This is a genomic window from Shinella curvata (assembly GCF_022899935.1).
Lineage (GTDB): Bacteria > Pseudomonadota > Alphaproteobacteria > Rhizobiales > Rhizobiaceae > Shinella > Shinella curvata.
The window spans coordinates 25,309-43,390 of the sequence record NZ_JALJCJ010000008.1; the positions used below are offsets into that span (position 1 = coordinate 25,309).

Annotated in this window: 14 protein-coding genes and 2 pseudogenes; 6 read left to right on the forward strand and 10 right to left on the reverse strand. The window is 59.5% G+C overall.

Annotated features, from left to right (window positions below; all coding sequences use genetic code 11):
* Positions 1-588: 588 nt before the first annotated feature.
* Both MUU55_RS25125 and MUU55_RS25130 read right to left on the reverse strand, forming a co-directional pair.
* Complete coding sequence (locus tag MUU55_RS25125) at positions 589-5,706, reverse strand: beta strand repeat-containing protein (protein ID WP_244763529.1); 5,118 nt, start codon at positions 5,704-5,706, stop codon at positions 589-591.
* Positions 5,707-6,058: 352 nt separating this feature from the next.
* Positions 6,059-6,451 carry a hypothetical protein gene (locus MUU55_RS25130; protein WP_244763530.1) on the reverse strand — a complete coding sequence of 131 codons (393 nt, stop codon included), beginning with the start codon at positions 6,449-6,451 and terminating at the stop codon, positions 6,059-6,061.
* A gap of 68 nt (positions 6,452-6,519) precedes the next feature.
* Here MUU55_RS25130 and MUU55_RS25135 point away from each other — a divergent pair, with 68 nt between their 5' ends.
* On the forward strand, positions 6,520-6,678 hold the full coding sequence (locus MUU55_RS25135; RefSeq protein ID WP_244763531.1) for a hypothetical protein: 159 nt from the start codon (positions 6,520-6,522) through the stop codon (positions 6,676-6,678).
* 34 nt (positions 6,679-6,712) lie between these two features.
* On the opposite strand, the gene MUU55_RS25140 is transcribed toward MUU55_RS25135, so the two are convergent.
* The 3 genes from MUU55_RS25140 to MUU55_RS29340 all read right to left on the reverse strand — a co-directional run bounded on the left by MUU55_RS25140 (position 6,713) and on the right by MUU55_RS29340 (position 8,219).
* The gene (locus MUU55_RS25140; RefSeq protein WP_244763532.1) at positions 6,713-7,000 is read right to left on the reverse strand and encodes a hypothetical protein; all 288 of its coding nucleotides are present in this window, start codon (positions 6,998-7,000) and stop codon (positions 6,713-6,715) included.
* 139 nt (positions 7,001-7,139) lie between these two features.
* On the reverse strand, positions 7,140-7,967 hold the full coding sequence (locus MUU55_RS25145; protein WP_342346073.1) for an ATP-binding protein: 828 nt from the start codon (positions 7,965-7,967) through the stop codon (positions 7,140-7,142).
* A 33-nt stretch (positions 7,968-8,000) separates the two neighbouring features.
* A complete protein-coding gene (locus MUU55_RS29340; RefSeq protein WP_342346074.1) occupies positions 8,001-8,219 on the reverse strand; it encodes a hypothetical protein in 219 nt (72 codons plus the stop codon).
* On the opposite strand from MUU55_RS29340, the pseudogene repC reads away from it, so the two are divergent.
* Positions 8,218-8,543: pseudogene (repC, locus tag MUU55_RS25150) on the forward strand (replication initiation protein RepC); the annotation flags it as partial. The gene MUU55_RS29340 and the pseudogene repC sit on opposite strands and share 2 nt — an antisense overlap.
* Positions 8,544-9,390: 847 nt before the next feature.
* Here the strand turns inward: repC and MUU55_RS25155 are convergent.
* Positions 9,391-9,885, reverse strand: a complete 495-nt coding sequence (locus MUU55_RS25155) for a GyrI-like domain-containing protein (protein WP_244763533.1) — start codon at positions 9,883-9,885, stop codon at positions 9,391-9,393.
* Positions 9,886-10,065: 180 nt separating this feature from the next.
* On the opposite strand from MUU55_RS25155, the gene MUU55_RS25160 reads away from it, so the two are divergent.
* Complete coding sequence (locus MUU55_RS25160) at positions 10,066-10,326, forward strand: hypothetical protein (RefSeq protein WP_244763534.1); 261 nt, start codon at positions 10,066-10,068, stop codon at positions 10,324-10,326.
* 36 nt (positions 10,327-10,362) lie between these two features.
* Here the strand turns inward: MUU55_RS25160 and MUU55_RS25165 are convergent, their stop codons facing one another.
* Entirely contained in the window at positions 10,363-12,255 is a 1,893-nt protein-coding gene (locus MUU55_RS25165; RefSeq protein WP_244763535.1) for a caspase family protein, read from the reverse strand.
* Between the two features lie 451 nt (positions 12,256-12,706).
* Here MUU55_RS25165 and MUU55_RS25170 point away from each other — a divergent pair, with 451 nt between their 5' ends.
* Positions 12,707-12,913: a hypothetical protein gene (locus MUU55_RS25170; RefSeq protein WP_244763536.1), complete on the forward strand. Its 207-nt coding sequence runs from the start codon at positions 12,707-12,709 to the stop codon at positions 12,911-12,913.
* 54 nt (positions 12,914-12,967) lie between these two features.
* On the opposite strand, the gene MUU55_RS25175 is transcribed toward MUU55_RS25170, so the two are convergent.
* Positions 12,968-14,104, reverse strand: a complete 1,137-nt coding sequence (locus MUU55_RS25175; protein WP_244763537.1) for a tyrosine-type recombinase/integrase — start codon at positions 14,102-14,104, stop codon at positions 12,968-12,970.
* Positions 14,105-14,115: 11 nt separating this feature from the next.
* Between MUU55_RS25175 and MUU55_RS25180 the strand changes: the two are divergent.
* Positions 14,116-15,023: pseudogene (locus MUU55_RS25180) on the forward strand (DUF1403 family protein).
* Position 15,024: 1 nt separating this feature from the next.
* A complete protein-coding gene (gene scpB, locus MUU55_RS25185) occupies positions 15,025-15,711 on the forward strand; it encodes an SMC-Scp complex subunit ScpB (protein WP_244763538.1) in 687 nt (228 codons plus the stop codon).
* Positions 15,712-15,812: 101 nt separating this feature from the next.
* Here the strand turns inward: scpB and MUU55_RS25190 are convergent, their stop codons facing one another.
* Both MUU55_RS25190 and MUU55_RS25195 read right to left on the reverse strand, forming a co-directional pair.
* Complete coding sequence (locus tag MUU55_RS25190; protein WP_244763539.1) at positions 15,813-16,658, reverse strand: PA3715 family protein; 846 nt, start codon at positions 16,656-16,658, stop codon at positions 15,813-15,815.
* 588 nt (positions 16,659-17,246) lie between these two features.
* Positions 17,247-17,963: a GntR family transcriptional regulator gene (locus MUU55_RS25195; RefSeq protein WP_244763540.1), complete on the reverse strand. Its 717-nt coding sequence runs from the start codon at positions 17,961-17,963 to the stop codon at positions 17,247-17,249.
* Between the last annotated feature and the right edge of the window lie 119 nt (positions 17,964-18,082).

Below are 18,082 nucleotides of genomic sequence, written 5' to 3' on the forward strand. Positions count from 1 at the left end.
GGATGGTCCTGAAAAGTCGAGTTTCGCTCTGCGGTGGAATTTGGCGGGCTATCCCGCCGTTGCCGTATGCATGGGGTTCGTGCCGAAACGACTCCCGCTCGCCTTACAAGTCGGAGCAGGCCTTTCGACGTACCACTCTTTTCCAGGTGGCAAGGCACTTGGAAGCGTCGTCGTTTTGGCGAACGATGCGACGCTGTTTGTACGACGTATGTGTCGACGCAGCCTTTAGATGTCGTGTGGAATCGAAGGATGCCAAGCCCTCGCATTAAAGTCGCGCTGCGTCATGTCTCAGGAACGAAAATGGAAATGCCACACCGGACAGTACATCAGTTCCATACGTCTCCGTAAGCGACGGAGTTGGTATTTTCAGCTGCTTAAGGGATCCGACCAAGCGGTCGTGGGTTCGATTCCCTTCGAGAGCTTTTTTACTGCTCGTCCAAAATCATCCCCGTGGCATATCCATCGGTAAATTCCATCAGCGCGCCCGTTCCCTCTCATTGATCAAAGGTCGGATTTTTTTGAATGGGAATACCCCGGCCCGCTTTTACAGTGAGTTGACGAAACCGGTCCGTCTGATTCGGCCTCCTCTCACAGGATGAGCGTCATATCGTTATCGACTGCGATCGAGGCGACGACCCTGTTGCTTCCGTCCTCGACGAGGTTGGCGAAGGTGTAGTTACCACCATCCGTGCCGTCGAGCTTGCGATTGAACTCGGCTGCCACCCAGCCGGCATTGGCGGTACCTGTGTCGAACATTTCAAGCGTATCGCCGCTGTTGCCGTCAATGACGAGATTTTTATGGCTGTCTGCACCGGTGAACAGGCTATGTCCCGTGGTCGAGAAGTGGAACATATCGCTTGCGGTCAATCTGAGGGTGTTGTCGCCCTGGGTAAGGTCGAAGCCTTCTATGCCGGTCAACTGGCTATTGGAGAAGTCGCGAGCGTCGAGCGTGAATCCACCTCCGTCAAAAGCGACGATATCCTGCTTGCCGTTGCCGGCATCGATCAGTCGGAAGCTGGCGTCCTTGATGACGATCCGGTCGTTGCCGGCGCCTGAACGGTAGATATCGGCCCCGCCGGCGCCAGTAAGAGTGTCGTTGCCGGCGGCACCCATGAGGATTTCCGCAGCCTCCGTGCCGGTGCGAACGATCGGTGTCGTGCTGCCACCGACGTTGCCGCCATAGAGGACATAGGCTTCGCCGGTCGAGCCGCCACTTGCATTGGCAAAGGGGGCGCCAACGATCAGGTCGTCAAAGCCATCGCCGTTGATGTCGCCCGCCGAGGAAACCGAAGAGCCTGCGCCGTCATTTTCCGCGCTTCCATCGATGGTAAAGCCCTGGTCAGGGGTCAACGAGCGGGCGCTGATAACGCCGTCGGTACCGAAACCGGAGGCTTTGCCGAAGATCACGAAGGCCTGGCCTGCCATTGCCCCACTATAACCATTGCCACTCGCGCCGATTATGATGTCATCGAAGCCGTCACCATTGACATCGCCGGCAGACGAGACGGAAGCCCCGTTGTTAAGCTCATACTCCTCGTCCGCGATGAGGACGCCGTCAGCTGCCGTTGTCTGATTGACATCGATCACCTGCCGACCGGCCACATCGGTTCCGAAACCGGACGCCTTGCCGAACAGCACGAACACGGCGCCGGCCATGTATTTGCCGTTTACGAAGGCGGCGGGCAAGCCGACGGCGAGATCGTCAAAACCATCACCATTGATATCGCCTGCCGACGAAACCGAATAGCCCAGCCGGCTGTTCTGGGCGCCCTTGATGATGAAGCCTTGGCCAGCACCGAGAGTGGCCAGGTTGATATCCTGACCGCTCGCGGTTCCGAAGACGACGTATGCCTCGCCAGCCAGAAAGCCGCCGAGGTCGCCAAAGGGAGCGCCGACGATAAGGTCGTCGAAGCCGTCGCCGTTGATGTCGCCAGCCGACGATACGGACCAACCGGATCTGGATTGTGTGACGCCCTCGATGGAGAAACCCTTGTCGGTTGTTAAATCGCCGGGGTAGAGTTCACGACGATCGCCGTCAACAATGCCCAAGCCCGACGCGGAGCCATAAACCACATATGTCCAACCCGCATAGTCATTGGGATTGGACGTAGCCCTCCATGGACCGCCGATGATCATATCATCAAAGCCGTCGCCGTTGATGTCACCGGCCGATGAGACCGAAGCGCCGGCGGCGCCCCAACCCTTGAAGACGAGGCCCTGGTCTGCCGTGAGCGTACCGACGTCGATCACGCGGCGCCCTCCGACATCCGCGCCGATACCCGAGGCCGTGCCGAAGATCACATGGGTTTCGGACCAATTCAGCATGTCAGATGGCGCACCGACGATCATATCGTCGAAGCCATCACCGTTGATGTCGCCCGCCGAAGACACGGAATAACCGAGCTTGTCGCCGGCGACATTGGATTTAATGATGAAGCCCTGGCTCGCCGCCAGCGACCCGACATCGAGCACACGACGGCCGCCGATATCCGTGCCGAAACCGGAAGCCTTGCCGAAGATGACATAGGCCTCGTTCGCACCATCTGCGCCGACGATCATGTCTTCGAAGCCGTCGCCGTTGACATCCCCCGCCGAAGAGACCGACATGCCCAGCCAGCCTTCAGTCTCTGCGCCACGGATGATGAAACCCTGCGTCGTGGTCATGGTCTTGGGATCGATCCAGTACAAAAGGCTGTCGATCGTGAACGTCGTGCCGGTGCCCCTGGTGGCTGGCAGGCCATGACCATAGTTGGCACTGGCCGAAAACGAATGTTCACCCTTGAAGAGCGACACGCCGGTATAGTCGAAACTCCACTTGCCATCGGCTCCGGCCACGGTCACGCCGAGGGCGATGTCGCCGTCGTAGACGACGACGCGTGCGAATGCGCCGGACGTTCCGTTTATGACAAGTGTCGAGTCGCTGGTCGTGGCCCCAGGCAGCACCGTTCCATCCCTCGACGTCAAGGAAGTGACGACAGGTGCGCCTGCGGTTCGGCGATCGATGACGATATCGCCGAACTTAACAAGTTCGACCGTGCCATCGAGCAGTGCTTCGGTGCCCGACTTCGACAGTGTCAGCTGGCCCGTGGCATCGTAGGTAGCCGTATAGTCCAAAGACACGCCCGTGAAGACGGCGGTATCAACGCCACTGCCGCCCGAGAGCTTGTCCTTGCCAGTCCCTCCGATCAGGGTGTCATTGCCCGCGCCGCCGATCAAGATGTCATTGCCAGCACCGCCATCCAGCGTATCGGCCCCGGCACCACCCGTCAGCGTGTCGTTGCCCGCACCGGCGGTGATCTGTACGCGGTTCGTCGTGGTGGTCACGGCCGCTGCGTTGATCACGTCATTGCCGGACCCACCCGTTAATTTGAGGATGTCGCCGTAAGCCGAGCCGACCAGTGTATTGGTCAAGGTCAGGTTGTTGCTGCCGTTGGCCAAAACGATCTGGTCGATACCGGAAACCTTTGCGAAGGCGGAGGCCGCGATTGTTCCTGCCGTCGTGAAGACCAGCTGGTCTATTGCGCTACCTTCGCCACCGGTGACCGTGTCACTGCCGGTCAGGTTCACGGGCGCGAACCTGAAAGTGTCCGCGCCGGCACCACCGTCCAGCGTGTCGGCACCGCTACCGGCGATGATCGTATCGTTGCCTGCGCCGGCGGTGATCTGTACGCGATTGGCCGCAGTGGTCACGCCCGCTGCGTTGATCACGTCGTTGCCGGATCCACCCGTCACTTTGAGGATATCGCCATAGGCCGAGCCGACCAGAGCATTGGTCAAGGTCAGATTGTTGCTGCCATTGGCCAGCACGATTTGCTCGATGCCGGATACCTTGGCGAGGGCCGATGCAGAAACCGTACCTGATGTCGTGAAAATGAGCTGGTCCTGCGCGCTGCCCTCGCCACCAGCGATCTTGTCGCTGCCGGTCAGGTTCGCGACCGTGAAGCTGAAGCTGTCTGCCCCGGCACCGCCGGTCAGCGTGTCGTTGCCCGCGCCGGCAGCGATCTGCACGCGATTGGCGGCGGTCGTCACACCCGCTGCGTTGATCACGTCATTGCCCGAACCACCCGTCACTTTAAGGATATCGGCATAGGCCGAGCCGACCAGAGCATTGGTCAAGGTCAGGTTGTTGCTGCCGTTGGCCAGTACGATCTGCTCGACGCTGGAAACCTTCGCGAGGGCCGATGCAGTAACCGTACCTGATGTCGTGAAAATGAGCTGGTCCTGCGCGCTGCCCTCGCCACCAGCGATCTTGTCGCTGCCGGTCAGGTTCGCGACCGTGAAGCTGAAGCTGTCTGCCCCGGCACCGCCGGTCAGCGTGTCGTTGCCCGCGCCGGCGGTGATCTGCACGCGATTGGCGGCGGTGGTCACGGCCGCTGCGTTGATCACGTCATTGCCGGACCCACCCGTTACTTTGAGGATGTCGCCGTAAGCCGAGCCGACCAGGGCATTGGTCACTGTTAGGTTGTTGCTGCCATTGGCCAGCACGATCTGCTCGACGCCGGAAACCTTCGCGAAGGCCGCCGCGGTGATCGTTCCTGATGTGGTGAAGACAAGCTGATCCTGCGCGCTGCCTTCACCACCAACGATCTTGTCGCTGCCGGTCAGGTTCGGGGCCGTGAAGCTGAAGCTGTCTGCCCCGGCACCGCCGGTCAGCGTATCGTTACCCGCGCCGGCGATGATCTGCACGCGGTTCGTCGCTGTGGTCACGCCAGCGGCATTGATCACGTCATTGCCCGAGCCGCCCGTCACTTTGAGGATAGTGCCATAGGCCGAGCCGACCAGGGCGTTGGTCACTGTCAGGTTGTTGCTGCCATTGGCCAGCACGATCTGCTCGACGCCGGAAACCTTGGCGAAGGCCGCCGCGGTGATCGTTCCTGATGTGGTGAAGACAAGCTGATCCTGCGCGCTGTCTTCACCACCAACGATCCTGTCGCTGCCGGTGAGGTTCGAAGCCGTGAAACTGAAGCTGTCTGCCCCGGCGCCACCGGACAGCGTGTCGTTGCCTGCACCAGCGATAATCTGCACGCGGTTCGTCGCTGTGGTCACGCCCGCGGCATTGATCACGTCATTGCCCGAGCCGCCCGTAACCTTCAGGACATCACCATAAGCGGAACCGACCAGGGCGTTGGTCAAGGTCAGGTTGTTGCTGCCGTTCGCCAGCACGACCTGCTCGATGCCGGAAACCTTGGCGAAGGCCGCTGCGGTGATCGTTCCTGATGTGGTGAAGACGAGCTGATCCTGCGCGCTGCCCTCGCCACCGACGATCCTGTCACTGCCGGTCAGGTTCGGGGCCGTGAAGCTGAAGCTGTCTGCACCGGCACCACCGGTCAGCGTGTCGTTGCCTGCACCAGCGATGATCTGCACGCGGTTTGTCGCTGTGGTCACGCCCGCGGCGTTGATCACGTCGTTTCCCGACCCGCCCGTCACCTTCAGGATATCGCCGTAAGCGGAGCCGACCAGCGCATTGGTGATGGTCAGTTTGTTGCTGCCATTGGCCAGCACGATCTGCTCGATGCCGGAAACCTTGGCGAAGCTTGCGGCAGCGATCGTGCCCGCTTCCGTGAATTGCAATCTGTCGATGCTCGTCCCGCTACCGCCCGATACCGTGTCAGAGGCGCTCAGCGTCTTCGGCGTGAACTGAAATATGTCGGCAACATTGGCCTTTCCGACGAAATTGTCCGCCTTGTCCGTGCCTTTGAACTTCACAGCGCCCTCCAAACCAATTCTGAAATCAGCAGGCGCTCCGCATCTCCGGCAAGGCAGCGTGGTGCCAAGCGTCATGCCGCCCGAAAATCAAATGTCTTCACGTAGATACGCTCGCCGCATAACAGACGATTCTTTGCACATTATTTGAAAGCGTACAGAAACTTGCGATAAAGTTGTACGGGTTGGCGAATCCTGCCGACTAAACCGACTTCGGCGCGGCCTGAAATGCCTCTTATAAGCGTTGCCTAAAGGTAATCATATGTTGCATGGCCAAGTCAGCCGGAGATCACCCCCCACTTGGGGGCACTGAAACGCTGAAAAGTCGGCACTGCCGCCCTGCCGTGGATACTCCTTACACACATTGTAAAGCCTCGCGCGAGCCCTCTTCAAGGAGAATGCTGGCGACGGACGTGAAACATAGGTATTTCAAAGCACTTGCCGCTTTATCGGATCCCGCCGCAACTAGTGTATTGGCGAGGGCCTCAGGCAGTTTTCGCCTGGTCGATGCCGCCATCAGGTGCATTGCTACGGCGGTATCCAGTGGGTAGTGATCGCCCAGTTCATCGATAGAGGCGATCATGCGGGCAGCACTGCCACCATCGCCGGCAGCAAGCAACGCAATGCATTTGAGGACGCTCAAATCGTTGAGGAATTCGATGTTCGACGCGGCAACTTGGATGCCACGATCCAACAAGATGACCGCTTTTTCCGATTGTCCCAGAGCACTGTGAATCTGGGCAAGCAAGGGGAGGGTGCTGGAGAGCCCACCATCTGGTCAGACACCCATTCTGCGATGTTCAACACAAGCTCCAGATGGCCGCGATTGACGAAATTTGGGAGCAGAAAACTGCTTCCGATGGAGTGGCACTGGTCATGGAACTGTCGATTTATAAACTGACCGCTTGTCTGGCCCGTTTGGCTGAAACTGTCTCTTCCTTTCTTAGCCAGAGCCGCAGCCCCTTTTCATGTTGAAACGAGATCTTCGGTAAGAAGATGAGCGTCACCTTCATAATCGACCGCGGTCAAGGCGGGCACCCCGCTGTTGCCACTCGCGACGAGGTTGACGAAGGTGTCGCCGCCGGTTGCCGCGTCGAGGCTTTCGATCGAGCTCAGTCGTCACCCAGTCTGCATTGGCGTTGCCGTCACCAAGGTCCAGATCGACAAGCGCAATGTCGGCGCGAGGCGCATAGGCAAGAGCCTGCTCGACTGTCGAGACTTTCATGGCATTGCTCTCAATAATGGCTTCGAGAAGGGATGTGATGAGAAACTCGTCTTCTATGATGAGAACGCCCATGGTATGGTAAGGCCGCCTTCACAGAGGTTAGTAGCCTTGACGGGTGATCGGTCACGGCTCATCCCAAAACTGTCTCGAGAATTCCAGCATCCGCCGTCTGGACGCCGCGGCCTAAGTCGGTGCGATAGGCACGATCCATTCAACGAGAGTTTTCGTCCAAGATCAGACGAACCTTCCTCGCCAGTTCCTCGATAGTGAAGGGCTTGGAAAGGAGCTGAATGTTCGGGTCGAGAATTCCATTATGGACGATCGCATTTCGCGTGTATCCCGTCGTATAAAGGACTAGGACCGTCAAACCGATTTCACGGAGTCGTTCGACAAGCTCGCGGCCGGACATGCCGGGCATGACAACGTCGGTAAAGAGCAATGAGATGGAGCGGTCTTTTTCGACGAGATGCAATGCCTGTGCCGGATCAGCCGGTTCGATCACGGAGTATCCCAGTTCGCGCAGAGCATCCACCGAAACAGCGCGAACGCGCGGGTCGTCCTCGACGACCATGATCACCTCACTTGCATTCCCGGTCAGTGGCTGTTGCGTCTGCACCTGCTCTACGGCATGAGGCGTGGCGCCGTGATGCCTTGGAAGATAGATTTTCACCGTGGTGCCGAGCCCAGGCTCGGAATAGATTTTGACCGCCCCTCCGGATTGACGCACGAAACCGTACACTTGGCTGAGACCAAGGCCGGTACCTTTGCCGACTTCCTTGGTCGTGAAGAACGGGTCGAATGCCTGTGCCATCACCGCTTCGTCCATTCCTGTGCCGGTGTCGGTAACCGCAACTAGAACGAACTGCCCGCTTTGAAGGCCCGCTTCCTTCGCATAGCGGTCATCGACAAACGCATTGGATGTCTCGATCGTAAGCCTGCCACCGCGCGGCATCGCATCACGTGCATTGACGCAAAGATTGAGGATCGTGCTTTCCAACTGGGCAGCGTCAGCGTTGATTTGCCAGGCATCCGCGGCCAACACCGTCTCCAGACCAATCGTTTCACCGAGGGTTCAGGAGAGCAAGTCACTCATCCCACCGACCATTCGGTTGGCATCCAGCGGCTGAGGGGAAAGTGGCTGCCGCCGTGAGAAGGCCAGAAGCCTCTGCGTGAGAGTCGCAGCCCGATGTGCCGCTTCGGCTGCTCCGTCTACGAACCGGCCGACATCGGTATCGCCGCGCGCGAGCCTCCGCTGGAGCATGCCAAGCCCGCCGATGATGACCGCCAGCATGTTGTTGAAGTCATGCCCGCAAATTGCGGACTACGGGCCGGGCGGCAGCGTAGGAGGCTGGCGCGACTTGATGTCGGCCGCTGTGTTGGTGAGGTCAATGTTGGGAATCAGTCCGTCAGTCTATCAGGATGGCTGTGAGGCGATGGGATCCGAAAATGCCGCGGTCTCGGTGGCCTGCATTCTAGAGCGTGCACTCTAATCAACTCGGCAGGTGGGTACCTACGAGATTTGACGCGGCGAACTGAGCGAGGCGAGTTTTCTCTCGGCCCAGTGATCATGGCGCTGCTGCGCAGTAATGGTGAAAACAGCCTGCGAGTAGGGTAGCGCGTCGTTAGTCGCGACTAACTGGGCTAATTGATTGAAATCAAAAAAGTTTCGAGAATTCGGTCAATTCAGGCCTGTTGCTCGGTCAATGGTAGCGATCTGTAGTTGACGAACACGGAGAATCGACCGAACCAAAGCGGCTGCAATCATGATTTCTATTTTTGGGACGATGGAATTTGGATTTAAAGTGCGGGGCTGCGTATCTCACCGTGTTCATCGAGCACGTGCCGTTGGTTCGCATCGCCTATCGGCCTATCAACTCTGGTTCGATGGGCGTTAGTTGCGACTAACAGCAGTAAAGGCCTAGATTTGCAGGCCTTTCAGGAGTTCGAAGTTCCTGACGCTCAATTCTGGACGAGCCATTTGAGCTTAAGAAATGCGATGCCACCCTGAAGTTTGGCGTGGTCTTTGAAGGCTACTTCTCTTCAGGCATTATTCGTTGGTCAGGTCGTCTAAAACCTCCAGCAGGGCGTCGACGATGGCCTGACCAAGCGTATTCGCCGCGTGGCGATCTACTCGTCACCCTTGTCGCACGCCGCAAGACAAAGGTTGCCGCCTTCCTCCGCAACGATCGCCTTCGCCTAATCGATCTAGCCTCGGCGTTGCAATGTGAGCTTTCTTGGATTGAGGCAATGGAGCCGATCCCGGACGAGCTTGAAGCTTGGTTGGAGGCGCTGGCTGACGTTCACATGCAATTGCCACCGCTTCAACGCTTTCGCGGACGGCGGTCGCAAGCATAACTGCTTCCGCCGAAACCATCGAGCGATGAGACGTCATACCCGCATCACCGGGCTGGATAAGAGGAGGCGATTGACGAGGCGCCGCATCCTTCTTTCTCGGGCAATGATTAGGAATCCGCGAGCTTGAACAGCAAGGTCGTAACCAGTTTCGTCGGATCCGGCTCAGTGGACGGATTGTTATCGTGGACCTCGAGCCGAGAGGCAAATCGATCGCCATGTTCGGTGCTCTTGGCGTCCCACTGCAACCCCTTTTCCTTTGCCCATCCGACAAGCATGGCCGTCGCGTCGTAGAGGGCGTCGTAGGGACCAGTATATGTCATGCGGACATAGCGGCCTGAAGGAAGCACGCCGCTCACCAAGCGGCCTGACAAAGGGACTGCCGCATCCGTCGTCATTCCCACCTCGATCTCGAGGCGTGGCATATCAATGAGATTGAATTTGACGAACTCGATGCCATCCGGCTCGACGCCGGCGTTCGCGAACGCGTCAAACAATTCTTCGAAAGCCGGGTCCATCTCCTGGCCAAATGGGATGACCACAGGCAATCGGACCGCAACGTAAGTCTTCGGTCCCCACTCGATTATCTCTGGTATTGTCAACATCATATTCTCCCTTCGTCAGCTATAGACGATCGAGCGCATTCTGATCCGACAACTGAATCACAATTTTTCCCATGAGCGCCGCGCCCTTTGGGCGCATTTTTGTACGCCAGCGTACGATGCCGAGCGGACCATGCATCTTTTCGCCTCTTCGTGCGTTTCGCCGCACCAAGCGGGGAAAAAATGGCCAGCATCGCAATCACATCCACTGATCAAGTTTCCATTCTTCGCGGCTCCTCCGTTGGTGAGACGGTCGGGGTTCCATTTGAACAGCCGGGGGCTGCCCGCTCAACCACGACGGCTTCCGAACGGGGAAAGGCGCTTGAAAGAACCTCCGAAATCGCGCGGAAAGCAATCGCGGAGGAACACCGTCGGCGCCACGAGAAAAACGAACGTCTTCGTCACGCGAGGCTTCAGGCCGAACAGCAGCAGCGCCAACTCTAGGCGCGTGGGCTCATCATCCGGTGTGATGGAGCCGCCTTAGGTTTCCGGTAAAATGCGCACGCTCGTGGCACTTCCGTAGGCCGTGGGCAGCTGTTTGCCATTGGTGAGCTCCAAGACACGGCTTGCTGTGCCCGCGACAACTTCATCCATGGTCAGGCCGGGTGAGGAGAGGGTTTGAAGTAACGCGATCACAAAAGGGCTGTCCAGCGCATCACCATCGGCCGCCGTGCTGCCGGGTTGGGTAGAATGAAGAACAATGTTGTTCACGGCCGGGGTCGGTGAAACCGCGAGGCCTTTTTTGATATGTGCCGGGGTTTGGCCTTCCAAAGGGCGTGCAAGGCCACGTGATGCGGCTACCGCCTTTGCCTCGACGAATGGGTCATCCCGGCAGGCGTCGACGATGACGAGAGCCCCTTTCCGGGCTCTGCTGGCGGCCTCCGTTAAGTCCTGTAATGCAAGTGCGTTTCCTTGCAAATCCCCCTCGTCTGCCACGGCGGCATCGATCGGGATCAGGTAGTTGACGCCGCCGGTCTCGACGCCATGGCCGGCATAGAAGACAACCACGATGTCGGCTTCTGCTGCCTGCCTCGCGATATAGGCTGGCATATTGATCAAGCTTTCTCGCCCGACATCCTCCGCGATCTCCACCGTGTCGAAGCCCATTTCTGCCAGACGATTGGCAATCACTGCAGCATCACGCCGTGCATTCGGCAGTTTGGAAAGCGCGGTGTAGTTGGTGGAGCCGATAACGAATGCCAAGCGCTTCAGGCCATCCTTTGAACGGTTCTCAGGAACGATCCCAACCTCGAAACCGGGACTGAATTCCCCGGCGCGCCGTTTCAGCAAAGGCTTTGTCAGCCGGTTCAGACGCCATGCGGCATCGTTGCGCTCGAGCAGTTCTGGCGTCAGATGGGTAGCGTCCAGAATCCGCTTGTAAATTTCCACGGCTCGTTCCCTATCTCCCCACATTTCGGAGACGCGTGCGAGGCCGAGCTGCCAACGCCAGTCACCAGGAGCCAGCCTTCCCGCTTCGTTGTAAAGGCTTTCAGCGTTGTCGGGATCCTTCAGGCTATCCAACGCGAGATCACCAGCGCGGATCAACAGATCAAGGTTCATTGCGCCCGCATCGGCAGCCGACATGTCATCGGTCTCACGCGCTGCTGAAAGAATATCCTCGAACGAAGCGCGAAGGTCGCCGATGCGGGCCTCGATTTCCGACTTCTGAATGAGCGCCAGCCTGCGGAAGGGAGGCCCAAGTGCGATGGCATTGGTCAAATCTCCCCGTGCCTTGGCAAGGTGACCCACGCGTCGCAGCAAAAATGCACGGGCGGTGAGGGCCGGCCCGAACTGCGGGTCTATCTCCAGGGCGCGGTTGAGATCCGAAATCGCTGCCTCCAGATCACCCGTGCGTTCAGTCTCCAGCGATCTCTGAACAAGCGCCGTCGGGTCGGTTGGCTCCTCCTTCATTGCTTGCTCTATCCCGCTTGCGGCCGCATCGGACTGGCCGATCGTCTGATAGATGGTCGTGCGAAGCGCCAACGCCTCGGTCTTCAGCGGTCCTGCTATGGCGAGTGCTGTCTCGATGTCGGAGAGGGCAGGGGACACGTCCTTGATGGTAGGGAGCTTGAAATCGGGTAGGGATCCGTCGGCGTTGGGCTGCAATGACGCACTGTTTTGCATGAGTTGCAGGAAGCGGAGCAGGCCGCGGAAAAACGCGGCCTTTTCGCGCTCCTGTTCAGCCGTATCCCCGTCCAACACGCGAGTACAGGCGCTCTCCGCTTCTGTGAGTTCCTCGATGGAGAGCATTGCTGTCTTCACCCGCTCGTCAGAGCAGACAAGGAGATCTGAAGTGATGTCGGCACGCGCGTGGGACGCCGCGCACCAAAGTGCGCATGCGGTCGCAACGCTGACGATCGACTTGAATCTCATTTTGCCCCTCGCTTTCAAAGTTAGCTGACAACGATACCCATCGATGAGACAGGTTTTAGAGAGGTTTTATTTTCAGCTTATCCTGCTCGCCAGTCGGAAAGAAGCTGTCCCGTATCAGGCTTCGACCGCGCCTTGCGGCGGACACGGATAAACTAGCTGCCGCGCAGCCATATGGTTAACGGTTCGTTATGATCTCAATGATCTCGTGCGGGGCGCTAAGGTCGTCTCATGTGGGGAACTGAAACAGAACAGCTTCTCGCTGGTCGCCAGCTAGATGTGCGCGAAGGGACGCTTCGAAACGCTCCAGATCACCATAGGTGACGAGAAACTGGGTGCTGACCGAGTGCTGCAGGGTGGGGACCTGGCTGGGGCTGCCGGGTGTCGCCAGATCCACGCTCACGCGCAGGAAGCCGCGAGGTCCTGTTGGTTCGATCTTCAACTGGACATGCACTTGGTCAAGGCGCCCGTCTCCCCAGTAGCCGCCTTGAAGGAGCGGCTCGTTCGCGGGCTCAATTGGAAAGGCGCCGAGAGCGCTTATGAATTCGCGAACATCGTCTTCGCCAATCCAAGCCGAACTTTTTCCGGAGAAGTCGCCCGCGCTCAAAGTAGCGAAAAGCTCACCGGAGCCGTCATCGTCGAGTTTGTACCTGATGCTTAAACGGTTCATTGGCGCAGAATAGGTGCGGGCTGTTGGAAGGGCAATCGATTACGTTTAGAGCCCTACGGCCTTGGTGAGGTTGACGCGGATCCGGTCGCGCCGCCGCTGGTAGCGGCGGGTCATTTCGGCGGAGACATGGCCGAGCTGCTTTTGCACATGGCGCTCGTCGACTTCGGCCGAGGAGGCTAGAGCGGCGCGTAGTGAATGGCCGGCAAACATCTGGCCGCGCTCAGCCTCGGAGAGATCGCCGCGCACGCCGGCAGCGAGCGCGGTCTTCTTGACGAGGCGTGCCACCTCCTGGTCGTTCAGACGATCTGGCCCGACATCCTTGCCTTTCCCGGTCACGCGACGGAAGAGGGGGCCTTTCGCGAGCCTTGCAAATTTTATCCAGGCCTCAAGCGCGGCGACGGGGCAGGTGGCATCGGACGAGCCGCGGCCGATCTCGACTTCGCGCCATCCGGTCTTGCCACGCAACGTCAGCAGCGCGCCTTTGTCAAAGATTTCGATCCATCCGCGCCCGTCTTCCGTCTGATCGCGGCCAAGGTCGAGGCCGGTCATTTCCGAGCGGCGCAGGCCACCAGCGAAGCCGAGGAGCAGCATAGCGCGGTCGCGTATGCCGCGCAGGGAACCCCTGCCGAGCGTCTCCAGCACGGCAATCAGGTCTTCCGGCAGGATCGCTTCCTTCTGGCGTGGCGGGGCCGCATGTTTGTTGCGAATGCCGGCCATGACCGTGGCGATCGCCCGGTCCTTGCGATCGAGTTTTTGCGCGCCGCGCTGGGCATAGTTCCAGCCGAGGGCGGCGAGGCGCCGCTCAATAGTCGAGACTGTGTTCGCTTTCATCCCACGCTCAGTCGTTCCGGATGCGCAGGCGGTGATGTAGAGGCCGACAACCTGCGGGTCCGGGGGCACGGGCGACAGGTTCTGGCGCCGGCACCAGGCGGAGAAATGTTTCCAGTCTGAGGCATAGGCCTTGCGGGTATTGGCGGAACTGGCGGCCTCGACATAGCCGCGGGCGCGCTCGGTGAGATCCCGCAGCTGGGCGGGCAGAGCGGCATCCGCCATGGGAAGAGGGGAGGGGAGGTCGGCCGACGCCCAGGTCGCGGAAACATCAGCGGGAGCCGCCGTGCCGTGAGGCGGCGCAGAGTGCCCCGGAGGCTGGATTTGGTCATTTTCGTCGATGATTTGGGACATCCACAAGCGCCTTGCCCAGATGGACGCTACCGCGCGGCCGCGAGCCGGACGAACTCGCCGCCGCTTTTGCGGCTGGCATCGCCCTGAAATCACTGGACAATCTTGTCCGCTCCGCTCCGCGCCCGTCTGGGCTGGCTGCTGGCGATCCCGCCGGGCCCTCAAATGTGCCGCCGTCGCGGTCCGGCTGATGGGGCGCAGCGAGGACGAGGCGGCGTTGCGCGATGCCGTTCTGCTGACGGCCGCCGCTGACGATCCCGGCCCGGCCGGCAGGGTGTTTTGGGCAACCAAAAGGCTTTCCACCCGAAAACCGATCTTCTCCTCGAAGGCGGTGGCGGAGCTTGCCGAGTTGTTGGGGCTTGTCTGGGACGATCGGCTTACCGCGGCGGTCAACCATGCCGACGATGCGCTGCAATCCGGCCGCCCGGCGCCGTTTGCCGCGGCGGACCTGGTCACGGCCCTGCATGCGGTGCGGCCGGATGCGGAACCGCTCGCCTGGATGCTCTCCGATCTGCTGATCGCCGCGCTGCTGAAATGGGATTGTGCCGTGCCGCTGCTCATGGCCGAGCGCTATGGGCCGGCCTTTAAGACGCTTGGGGGCAGGGGCCGGGTGCGCCCGGGGGAACCCGCCTTTGCCCGTGCCGTCTGCCTTGCCCTCACCGAGGCAACGGGCGAGGCCCTGCGCACCGCCGGCGAGATTGCGCGCCGCGCCGAGACGCTGCGTGCGGCAGCGCCAAAGGTTCGCACGAAACGCGCCGGCGCCGTTATCCATGCGCTTCTCGATCAGGACGCCGTCGCCGCCTCGGCGCCCGGTAGCAATCTCTCGCGCTGGGCGGCGACCCGGCCGTTCGACCGGCTGGAAGGCTTTGGCGCGGTGCGTGAACTGTCAGGTCGCAGTTCGTTCCGGATCTATGGGTTGTGACATGAGCGGACCTGAGGCGGCCAGCACGCGGCGGGGCCGCAGATCGACATCAGAGGACGAAGTCCTCCTGGATCGGGAACTGGCGGACCTGCCGCAGGAGCTGCGCTGGCGCGAATGGATGCTGCGCGTCGAGGCGGTGATCTTTGCCTCGGCCGAGCCGGTCGGTCGCGAGACGCTGGTGCGTGTCGTCGGCAAAGACTGCAGCATCGACCTCCTGATCAACAACCTGCGTGAAGAACTCCGTGGCCGGCCCTATGAGATCGTCTTCGTCGCCAGCGGCTGGCAGCACCGAACGCATTCGCGTTTCGCCGTTCCGATTAGAGCGTCGCAGGCGTCGACGCGGCGCGCGGCGCCCGCACTGTCCGATTTCGAAGCCATGGTGCTGATGGCGATCGCCTATTTCCAGCCGATCACCCGCGGCGACCTGTCGAAAATCTTCGGCAGGGAGATCAGCCGCGACACGATCGCCAGCCTGCGCAATGCCAACTTCCTCGCCTCCGGCCCGCGCAGCCCGACGCCCGGTGCGCCCTATACCTATGTCACGACCAAACAGTTCCTCACCGCGTTCGGGATGGACACGCTGCGCGAGCTGCCGGACATTGAGGCGCTAGAGGACGCGGGGCTGCTTAGCCGGAAAACGGTGGCCGCGGAGGCTACGGAGCCCGCGACGGAAGGCGAGGAGGAGTAGTTTGCCGATCATCAGGCATAGCGACAACACATCGGCTTGTCGCAACGGCATACCATCAAACCACGAGAATGGTGCAATGGTCTCGTGATCCTACGGGATCATCACTCAATCCGTTTGAGGTCTGCGGGGACTTGATAGACGAACCCTCGTGAGGAGAGGTGACGGACCGTTTGAGCCTTGGTTTCCTTGTTCAAACATCCTCCATCCCGACCTACGGTGCTGATCGTATTTGTTTTCGTTTCTGTAATCATGATGTCGGAGTAGCTGTTTGGCGAAGAGTACCCCATGGCAAGGGTGCGCTCTATCGACTGGAATTGCCCAGTGCAGTTGGTATCCCATTCGCCCTGGTGACCCGCGACCACGATGTTATCAAGCACGGGCCTCAGCGCGCCGTCGTTAATGACAAAGAGCCACAGAGTGGTCTCTCCAAATGGATTGGGACCTGAACTTCCGCGCCGTTCAATGCGAAGGCCGAAAGCAAGATCGCTGACTGAAAGCCGGTAATATGCGGTGTCCAAAGCGACCCGTGAAACGAAAAAGGCATCGTCGGTGAGAAGACCGGGAAGGCGTAGCCGCTGCTTGAGCTTCAGACTGTCGCTTTCGAGAACAAGGAGTTCGACATCACCGGTGTTTCCATCGTCCGACTGGCTAGTCATCAGGGGTGCCGCAACGAGCATCAGCTCTGGCCGGGCAGGCCACCTCTTGCAGATGAGCTCGTGGGGATGGTTACCAACATCTGTTGGCAGCAGGATGGTCTCGTCTCCAATCCTGAACTTCCGTTTAGAAACAGGTTGCGCATCGGGATAGGCCTGCCTGATGATGTCGGCGCCTCGAGTGCTGCACTCACTTCCCGCCGCTTGAACCGTCGGTATGGTGAAGGCGATCATCGCGGATGCAGCAGCAAGCGCACGAAATAGGCAGAGCGGACGAACGAAACGTGACGGCATGCCGCTTCCCTTCCATGATCGTATGTCTGCGGTCATAGTGGCGCAGCGGATTAATAGACACTAGTCCGGCGATTTCGGACCCAATCATCATCGTCTATCCAGCGTGCTTCAACAAGACCGTCGAAGGCGCACTGGACCGGGACGTTGCTCAGCTGAATTGGCTAAAGGACGCAGGCATCATAGACCACGACGGGTGGGTTAGTGGCCATGGGTCTGAATGAGATCCTTCGTGTCCGGCGTCCGCAGTTTCCAGCGCGATATCCGTGTGCGATGGGCGTTTGAATAAGTCGGTGAGCCTTATCAACTGCGATTGTTGACGCTCTCAGAAATGCGCCGTCCGGAGTACCGGAAGTCTCATCCGTTCGCACAAATGCCGATGTATAGGGGTGGAGAGCTGGTGCTGTTCGTGTCACGCGCAATCGTTCTTGTGGTTCGATTGCGAGCCAAGCTTCATCCAAGGAGAGAAAAGATCGCTCATTATGACCTTTTTGCTGTAAAACCTGAGAAGCTAGGAGACAGCCAATGTCGGCAACAATTTGAGCTTAGAGGGCGGTACTCCCGTAAAAATTCCCCGACTGGATGAAAGTACTAGTGATTGCCCAACGAGTTTTCCTGCGTGAACAACTGAACTAAGTCGACCTCCTCTTGGCGCTTGGTGTCCAGTTGGAGATGGCTCTCGATGTGCTTCAGATGTAGCGTCATCATCCAAGCCGCCTTGTCCGCATCCCTTGTTTGGAAAGCGTTGACGATCGCGGCATGATCGTCGTCACGACAGTTGGTGAGGCCCGGAGCGCCGAAAAGACCAATGATCAGGGAGGTTCTCGTCACGAGTTCCTTCATCGTGCGGATAAGGATGGCGTTTCCAGCGATCTGTGCGAGCAAGGTGTGAAACTGGCCCGAAAGGCGTATCGCATCGTGCCGTTGGTGTCCCTTGTGTGCCACATACTCCATTTCCAGAAGGCGGCCGAGATCCGCGATGTCGTCCGCGCTGGCGCGCTGGACAGCGAGGCGCGCGATATTCGGCTCCAATGCAAGGCGCGCCTCGAACACTTCGCGCGCCTGCTCGGGCGTGGGCGATGCGACAAAGGCGCCGCGATTGGCGCGAAGCTCGACAACCTCGCGGCTGGCCAGCAGCAGAAGAGACCGCCGGATGCGCATGCGTCCAACACCAAAGGCTTCGCACAGCGCTGACTCAGAGAGTTTCGTTCCAGGGGGGAGCCTCTGCTCGACGACCGCATCAAAAATGCGTTCGACGATATCGCTCTCGTCGATTTCGTCCACCTCGACCAGTTTATCACGCCCCAAGTCAACCACCGCGATACCTCGATATGCGCAGTCTACTGCACCTTCTCTTCAAATAGGGCCGATTTCGTCGGCCAACAAGCATTGATTTTGTCGATCAAGTCACTGTGTTTTGTACACGA